Here is an 8,428-nt window from a genome sequence, read left to right as displayed (position 1 = left end):
TGTGGAAAATCGCCCGCCGGCGTTCCTGACCGCGCTCGACACGATGGGCATCGGCATCCGCCAGCGGCGCGGCGCGGTCACCAACGCCACAGTGGTCTGCCTGAATCTTGAACGTGGTTTCAGCCGACAGGCGGTCGCCGCGGTATCGCTCCGAACTACCGCTTCGCGTCAGCCAGGGGAAGGTTATGGGATGTCGGTGACGGCGCGTCGAGGTGTGGGAGGGCCTTCGCGCCGCGCGAGAGCGGAGGCACGCACCGCCAGTCGGCTTCTGGCCACGGTGGTTTCGGTGGCCGGTCTTGTGGTTGCGGCGTGCGGTGCCCAAACCTCCGGCAGTGACCACCAGACCCGCCACCCGAGTGGCGCGCCGATCCTCAATACGACGACCGTCGGAGAGCTCGTGGCGGCCTTCACCGATGCGGGGCTCGCGGTGCCGAACGCCCACGATGTCGGGCCGCAGAAATGTCCGCAGATCGGCTGTATTGATGCCGTGGACACCGACACCGTGTCGATCATGAAGTTTCCGAGCACCGGCAAAGCAGAATTGTATGCGGCCTCGATTCCGCGCATGTTCCAAGTGGAGGACGTGGTCGTGGTGTTCTCTTCGGCTGTTTCCCCCGAGGCGAGGCGAGCCTACGAGCAGGTGGCGAAACACGCTATCCACTGAGCATGAGCCCGCCTCTCCTCTGGGAGCCAGTTTCTGATGGAGACCGGTCCGGACTTTTTACCAGCGGGCTGTTGCGGTCGGCCCCCGGCGATCGGTAAGTGCGGCCAAATGCCGCAGAAACGCCGCAGACACTCGCCCTGTGTGGGGCTCAGCTCCACCCTGGTAATAGGCGGAAAGCCAACAGCCCTTGCCGGTTAGGACCACACCGATGACGCTTGCACAAGCACCACTGAGCCCGCCGCACGAGACAGCGACCTCGACTGCGGCGGTACCGCAGATCGACCGGTTGCACCTGGAGCCCCGATGCCATGTATGTCGAAATGACGAGGTGCGCAAGAAGGTCAATGATCTGCTGGCCTCCGGGGCCAGCTACGCCAGCACCCTGCGTGCCCTCGGCGGCTATGCGGTCGGGGTGACGACCGATTCGATCCGGCGTCACGCACAACGACACTTCCCGGTGCAGAACGTGGCCCGGGCAACCTACCGGGAAGATCCTGGAGCGCCGAGCGCAGGAGAACTCCGTCGACTTCGTTAACGGAGTCGCCACCGCCATCACGCCGATGGCGGTGCTGGAGACGGTGATGGTCAAGGGCTACGAGAAGCTGGTCGATCCGGACACCGAGATCGATGTAAAGACCGGCATGGCCGCTGCATGCCGACTCCAAGAGATGATTGATTCCCACACGGATCAGTTGGACTGGGCCCAGCAGCTAGCCGAGGTGGGCCGCATCGTCGAGGTGGTGCGAGCCTTCGTTCCCAGCGAGCGATGGCCCGAAGTGCAAGCTGTCCTACGCGGGGAAGCACCGATCGAGGATTTAGGGGCTGAGAAGTCAGAGGGTCTTGAGATGGTGGAGATCGACGACGGGTTCGACGAGGACGGCTACTGATCGTTGTCGACGTCACCCAATTAGTTGCCTAACGGCGACTCCATCTTCGCTGCGTGCGCATAGGCACCTGCGGCTATTTCAGGTTCTGCGTGATCTGGCTCGCCGTGTCAGACATCTTCTTCAAGATGTTGGACAGGGTGCTCATGAACTTACTGATGCGGTCCATCGCCATCTGAAGCCGCAGACTCTCCATCTCCGTTTCGCCTAGCTCACTCATGGAGTCGAGGTCGTTCTGCATCCCCTCGACAGCGCGGCATAATTCGGCCCTGGTGATCAGAGCTGATATCACCGCGTTGGCGGAGAACAAATCGAGGCCCCGCTCGGTCTGTTGGTCGAGCATGGAGCGGAGCTGGGCTTTGGCGTTAGTGATGGCCTTGACTCCCGCCATGATTGCCTTCAGGTCTTCCTGCGCGGACCTGGTTGCCTCCATCAGCACCAGAAAGGCAACGGCCTCGATGTCGCCCGGCGGATCAGCTTCTTGGATCTCGACCCGTGCGAGTGGGAGGGTCTCGTCGAGCGCCTGCAGTTGAACCTTCAGCTGGGTGGTTAGCGCGTAGAACCGATGGAGCTGGGCCCGAGCTTCTTTGATGTCGGTCATCGGCGGAGTGTACGGGCTTACTCAGGTGGCCTGAGACGAAGTCGTTGTCAGTGTCGCGAGAGTACTCAACACATCGCATCGGCATCACCAACCAGAGAACGAACAGCGCTTTACAGAGTGTCCGACCGCCTATCCTGGGAGAACCGGGGGCCAGGATTGGCGGAGGGTCGGATGACGGCCATAGCAGCGTGCCCGACGTGTGGCACCGAGCCTTTGGAGGACGCCCGGTTTTGTCACAGCTGCGGCGCACCAGTCCAAGACGGCGATACCCGGGCTGAGTACAAGCAGGTAACCGTGCTGTTCGCTGACGTTGTTCATTCGATGGACATCGCTGCGGCGGTGGGTGCGGAGCGGCTCCGCGAGATCATGACCGACCTTGCCGACCGCTGCGCGGCGGTGGTGCAGCGGTACGGCGGCACGGTCGACAAGTTCACCGGTGACGGCATCATGGCGGTGTTCGGCGCACCAGCGGCGTTGGAGGACCACGCTATTCGTGCCTGTCTGGCCGCGTTGGGGATTCAGGAGGGGGCGCAGCGGCTTGCTGTCGACATCCAAGAGCGCGACGGTGTGGACCTCCGGTTGCGCGTGGGACTTAACTCCGGTCAGGTCATCGCCGGTGAAATCGGTTCAGGACCGTTCGGTTACACCACCATCGGTGAGCAGGTCGGCATGGCCCAGCGGATGGAATCCGTCGCCCCGCCCGGCGGGGTGATGCTCAGCGCACCCACCGCGCGGCTGGTCGAAGGCGCGGCGACTATCGGCGAGCCGGAGTTGGTTCAGATCAAGGGCGCTGACGCGCCTGTTCCCGCCCGTCGACTGTTGGGCATGGCAGAAGCGCATCGCGCCGCCTTGCGCGCTGAGTCGAATCTGGTCGGTCGGCGGTGGGAGATGTCCGCCGTTGAAGGCTTGCTGGACCGTGCAATCGAGGGCCACGGCGCGGTGGTCGGCGTGGTCGGCTCACCCGGCATCGGCAAGAGCCGCCTGGTGCGCGATGTGGCGGCGCTGGCGGGTCGCCGTGGTGTCGACGTATTCACCGCCTTCTGCGAGTCACACACCAACCAAGTCCACTTCCATGCGGTGGCACGGCTGCTGCGCGCGGGCACCGGCGTCGAGGGGCTTGACGGGCAGACCGCTCGCGATCGAGTGCGCACCCGCGTTCCCGACGCAGACCCCGAGGACTTGCTGCTTCTCCATGACCTGCTGGGGATCGCCGATCCCGATGTGGAGCTGCCGACGGTCGCCTCGGATGCGCGGCGGCGGCGGTTGACGGCGCTGGTCAATGCCATGTCGCTGGCCCGCGCCGAACCGGCGGTCTTTGTTATCGAGGACGCACACTGGATTGACGAGGTCAGCGAGTCGATGCTGGCCGGGTTCCTCACGGTGATCCCGCAGACGCCCTCGCTGGTGCTAGTCACGTACCGCCCCGAGTATGAGGGTGCACTCACGCGGATGCAGGGGGCGCAGACGATAGCCCTTGGGCCGCTCAGTGATCCGGAGACCGCAGCACTGGTTTCAGAGGTGCTCGGCCCCGACCCCTCGGTTGGTGCATTGGGCCAGAAGGTCGCCGAGAGGGCCGCCGGTAATCCGTTCTTCGCCGAGGAGATCGTGCGCGAACTGGCCGAGCGTGGCGTGCTGCATGGGGAGCGCGGCGGCTACGTGTCGACGGCAGAGGTCGCCGAGGTGAGCGTGCCAGCCACCGTGCAGGCCACCATCGCCGCCCGCATCGACCGGCTAAACGCTAAAGCGAAACGCACCCTAAGCGCTGCGGCGGTCACCGGCGCGAAGTTCAGCCGGTACTTACTGGAAACGCTGGGCATTGATCCTGTCCTGGAGGACCTGGTGGCGGCCCAGCTCGTCGATCAGATCAGGTTCACCGGACAACCCGAGTATGTGTTCCACCATCCGCTGATCCGCACCGTGGCCTACGAATCACAACTCAAATCCGATCGCGCCGAACTGCACCGGCGCGTCGCGGGCGCAATCGAATCACGTGACCCGGCAGAGGTCGAGGAGAATGCTGCGCTGATCGCAGAGCATCTGGAGGCCGCCGGTGATTTGCACGCCGCCTACGGCTGGCACATGCGTGCCGCAACCTGGGCGACCAACCGCGACATCACTGCAGCGCGACATAGCTGGGAGCGTGCCCAACAGATCGCCGACGCGCTACCGGTCGATGACCCCAACCGAGCAGCCATGCGCATTGCCCCCCGCACCATGTTGTGCGGGACCGCCCGGCGAGTCCAGGAACATGTGGCGGGCGCCCGCTTCGACGAACTGCGAGAGTTGTGCGCCGCCGCCGGGGACAAGGCGTCGCTGGTCATCGGGATGGCGGGCCTGGTGATGGATCATGCGTATCGGGGCCGGATGCGCGAGGCGTCGCAGCTGGCATCGGAAGTCATGGCCCTCATCGAGTCGGTCGATGATCCGACCCTGACGGTGGGGCTGTCCTTCGCGCCGATGTTTGCCAAGGTTCATAGCGCCGAGTGGTCTGACGTGCTGCGGTGGTCACAGCGGGTCATCGACCTGGCCGATGGTGACGCCTCAAAAGGCAACTTCGTTATCGGGTCTCCGTTAGCGGTCGCCTTCACGACGCGGGCTGTCGCCTGTTACGGCCTGGGTCGTCCGGGGTGGCGAGACGACCTGGGGCACGGCCTGGCTATGGCACGCGGCGCCGACCCCATGTCACAGGCAACGGTCATCGGCTGGGTCTACTACCCGGGGATAGTGAATGGCGTGCTGGCTGCCGATGATCGGGCGGTGCGTGAGATCGAGGATGCCCTGCGGATTGCCGAACGATCCGGTGATGATTTCGCGTTGGCCTTCACCCGGCTGACGCTGGGCGTTGCGCTGGTGCACCGCGACATTGCCGTGGAGTGTGAGCGCGGACACGAGCTCCTGGCGGAGGTCACCGACGTGTTCCTGCACCGGGGATACATCCTGTGCGAGTTACCGATCGTCAACGTGTACCTGGCGCGTGAGAGGGCTCGGCGTGGAGATCGCGATGACGCGACGTCGCTCATGCGCGCCGCCGTCGACGATCTGGTCCGCGAGGGTGAGCTGCTGGCGTCGGGCATTTTTGCGACGGGTGTTCTGGTGGAAACCCTGCTGGATCGCTGCGCCGAAAATGACGTGGCCGAAGCCGAGGCCGCAATCGACCGGTTAGCGGCGGCACCGACCGACGACGGCAACATTGTGCGCGACATCTGGCTGTTGCGGCTGCGCGCACTGCTGGCGCGGGCTCATGACGATGCCGCGACTTACGCGCACCTCAGGGATCGCTACCGCGACATGGCGAAAACGCTTGGCTTCGAAGGGCACATGGCGTGGGCTGAGGCGATGCCATGACGGGTGCTGCTCCTTCAGGGGTGGTGACGTTTCTGTTCACCGACGTAGAGGGTTCGACCCGTCGGTGGGAGGCGGACGCTGATGAGATGCGGGCGGCGCTGGCCGCCCACGACGAGGTGTTGCGCTCGGCGATCGAGGGGCATGGGGGCTGGTTGTTCAAGCACACCGGTGACGGCGTATGTGCCGCATTTGCGTCACCAAGGTCTGCGGTGGATGCTGCGGTCGCTGCGCAGCGCGAGCTTCAGTTGCCGGTGCGGATGGGGCTGGCGACTGGCGAAGCCGAACTGCGGGGCACCGACTACTTCGGCACCGTGCTCAATCGGGCCGCGCGGGTGATGGCCGCCGGGCACGGCGGTCAGATCCTTTTGGCCGAGTCGACGGCGGTTCTGCTCAGTGGAGTTGACGTTCTGGATCTGGGGCCGCGCCGTTTGCGCGACCTGCCCACGGCAGTGGGAGTGTTTCAGGTCCGAGCGCCCGGCCTGCGCACGGAGTTTCCGTCGTTGCGGGCACTGGATGCGGGTCCGGGAAATCTGCGCCCCGCGCTAACGAGCTTCATCGGACGCGAGTCCGAACTCGACGAGGTGCAAGCGGCGGTCAAGGCGCATCGGTTGGTGACATTGACCGGTGTCGGTGGGGTCGGCAAGACCCGGCTGGCGGTGGAGGTCGCAGCGCGTCTCGTCGATGAGTTTCCCGACGGGGTTTGGTTTTTCGAGCTGGCTGCGGTCACTGATCCGGCGGCGATACCCGATGCGGTGGCGGCGGTGCTGGGCATCACCCAGCAACCGGGTAAGACCGTCAGTGAGTCGGTGGCCGCTGCGTTGGAGGGCCGGGTCCGGCTGTTGGTGATGGACAACTGCGAGCACGTTCTCGACGCCGCCGCCGACCTGATGGAAGCCATACTCGCGCACTCGGCGACTGTACGAATCCTCGCCACCAGCCGCGAAGGACTCGGAGTCCCCGACGAGCAGGTGTGGCCGGTGCGCTCTTTGGACGCCGCATCTGGAATCGACTCTGCGGCGGTGAGCCTGTTCGTCGAACGCGCTCAAGGTATTGCACCGAGCTTCGCGATGGTCAACGGCGATCAATCAGCCGCAGTCGTCGAGATTTGTCAACGCCTCGACGGGATTCCGTTGGCCATCGAGCTGGCGGCCTCACGGATGGCATCAATGACGGCCAGCGAGGTCCGTGACCGTTTGGATCACCGATTCCAGCTGCTGGTCGGATCCCGGCGCGGCCCGGAACGCCATCAAACGCTGCGCCACGCCGTGGCGTGGTCCTACGACCTGCTAGATGACACGGAAAAGTCGCTGCTGGATCGCTGTTCGGTGTTCGCGGGCGGTTTCGACCTCCAAAGCGCTTGCGCGGTTGCCGGATCGGATGACCTCGACGAGTACGCCATCCTGGATCTGCTCGATGCATTGGTGCGCAAATCGCTGCTCGTGGTCGAGGGGTCCTCGGGGCGGACAAGGTTTTCGATGCTGGAGACGATTCGCCACTTCGCTGAGGAGCAACTCGTCGCCCGCCACGAGGCCAGCGAGGCCCGTAATGCGCATGCCCGCTACTTCGCCGGGCGCGAAGCCGATGTCATGGCCCTGTGGGACAGCTCCCGACAGCGCGAGGCCTACACGTGGTTCAACGTTGAGTTGTCCAATCTGCGCACGGCATTCCGGTGGACCGCCGACCGCAGCGACCTCGATGTCGCCGGGACCATCGCTTCCTACGCGGCTTTCCTCGGCGCTTTTCTGGAGAATTACGAACCAATCGCGTGGGCCGAAGAGCTCATAGGACCCGCTCGCGTCGCGGACCATCCCCGGCTCGCCACGCTGCATGTGATGGCCTCGCAGTGCTACCTGGCCGGACGGATCGACAAGGCCGTCGGCTACAGCGACGCCAGCCAAGCCGCCACCGGCAGCACTCGCGACGATGTGCCGTTCGGTGCCGAGGGCTGGCTTGTCGGTCCATACCTGAGCATCGGCCAGCCCGAGCGGGCGGTCGAACTGTGCCGCGCCCAACTGGCACGTCGTCGCGATGCTGACCCGTTCACCACGGCATGCCTGGTCGTTGCGCTGACATTCGCTGGTTCTGGTGACGCGGCGAGGAACACCGCGAACGGTCTGATCGACGCCGCCGAGGCCACTCGCAACCCCTTTGTGCTCTCGTTCGCGTTGCTCGCCTGCGGATTGGCCTTCCGGGAAGCCGATCCCGCCGCCGCGCTGGAGGCGATGCGTCGAGGCCTGGTGATCGCGCAAAACAGCGGCAACCGCTACGACGAGTCACACCTAGCAGCCGCCCTGTGCGGCCTCGAAGCTGAGCACGGTGACGCGTTGGCCGCGTTCGGGTACTTCGAACTGGCCATCCGCAATCACCATGATTCGGGCAATATCACCATGATTCGCACTCCGTTGGCGGTCCTCGCCGCCTTCTTGGACCGCCTCGGACGCCTCGAACCGGCAGTCACCATTGCCGGTTTCGCGTTCAGTCCCTTGACCGCAGCGATTCCTGAGTTCAGCGCCGCGATTGCCCACCTACGTGAGGTCCTTGGCGACCCGGCCTACGAATCGCTCGCCCGCAAGGGCGAGACGATTACCACCGCCGCCATGGTGACCTACGTCTACGACCAAATCGACCAGGCCCGAACAGAACTGAACGCCGTCTCGAAATAGAGCCCCGTTCCTCCTGCCCGTTCCTCCTGTACGGCTGCGGCGGGCACTGAGCGCAGTGCCTGCTCCGCACGTCAACCTAGCGCAGGTCTGAGGCCGAGCCCCGGACCTTGGGGCAGACCGCCAACACAGCTGTCATCAGTTTCTTCATCGCAGCACCCCCTCAGCTGCGGAACCACAGGGGAAGCCAGCGGCGCTGTCAGCCCAGTGCCGAACCACCGGGATCAGGGACGGTCTGTAGGCGACCACTGCGGCGGCGATGATCACGCCCATG

General features: G+C 65.0%; 6 protein-coding genes. 5 read left to right on the top strand and 1 reads right to left on the bottom strand.

Features of this window, described 5'->3' with window-relative positions; genetic code table 11:
• The 3 genes from VKI00_RS20520 to VKI00_RS20510 form a co-directional block, all read left to right on the top strand.
• On the top strand, window positions 1-664 hold a 664-nt coding region (locus VKI00_RS20520), incomplete at its 5' end, for a hypothetical protein (protein ID WP_324440660.1).
• A gap of 208 nt (window positions 665-872) precedes the next feature.
• Window positions 873-1,199: a hypothetical protein gene (locus VKI00_RS20515; RefSeq protein WP_324440658.1), complete on the top strand. Its 327-nt coding sequence runs from the start codon at window positions 873-875 to the stop codon at window positions 1,197-1,199.
• A gap of 25 nt (window positions 1,200-1,224) precedes the next feature.
• Window positions 1,225-1,551, top strand: a complete 327-nt coding sequence (locus VKI00_RS20510) for a hypothetical protein (protein WP_324440656.1) — start codon at window positions 1,225-1,227, stop codon at window positions 1,549-1,551.
• A 73-nt stretch (window positions 1,552-1,624) separates the two neighbouring features.
• Here the strand turns inward: VKI00_RS20510 and VKI00_RS20505 are convergent, their stop codons facing one another.
• Window positions 1,625-2,149 carry a hypothetical protein gene (locus VKI00_RS20505; RefSeq protein WP_324440654.1) on the bottom strand — a complete coding sequence of 175 codons (525 nt, stop codon included), beginning with the start codon at window positions 2,147-2,149 and terminating at the stop codon, window positions 1,625-1,627.
• Between the two features lie 171 nt (window positions 2,150-2,320).
• Between VKI00_RS20505 and VKI00_RS20500 the strand changes: the two genes are divergently transcribed.
• Together VKI00_RS20500 and VKI00_RS20495 are read left to right on the top strand one after the other, a co-directional pair.
• The gene (locus VKI00_RS20500; RefSeq protein WP_324440652.1) at window positions 2,321-5,494 is read left to right on the top strand and encodes an ATP-binding protein; all 3,174 of its coding nucleotides are present in this window, start codon (window positions 2,321-2,323) and stop codon (window positions 5,492-5,494) included.
• A complete protein-coding gene (locus tag VKI00_RS20495) occupies window positions 5,491-8,157 on the top strand; it encodes an ATP-binding protein (RefSeq protein WP_324440650.1) in 2,667 nt (888 codons plus the stop codon). Before VKI00_RS20500 ends, VKI00_RS20495 begins: the two co-directional genes overlap by 4 nt.
• Window positions 8,158-8,428: the final 271 nt, after the last annotated feature.

Origin of the sequence: Mycobacterium sp., from assembly GCF_035314665.1 — a bacterium.
Taxonomy (GTDB): domain Bacteria; phylum Actinomycetota; class Actinomycetes; order Mycobacteriales; family Mycobacteriaceae; genus Mycobacterium.
This window is presented reverse-complemented; position numbering and strand designations above follow the sequence as displayed.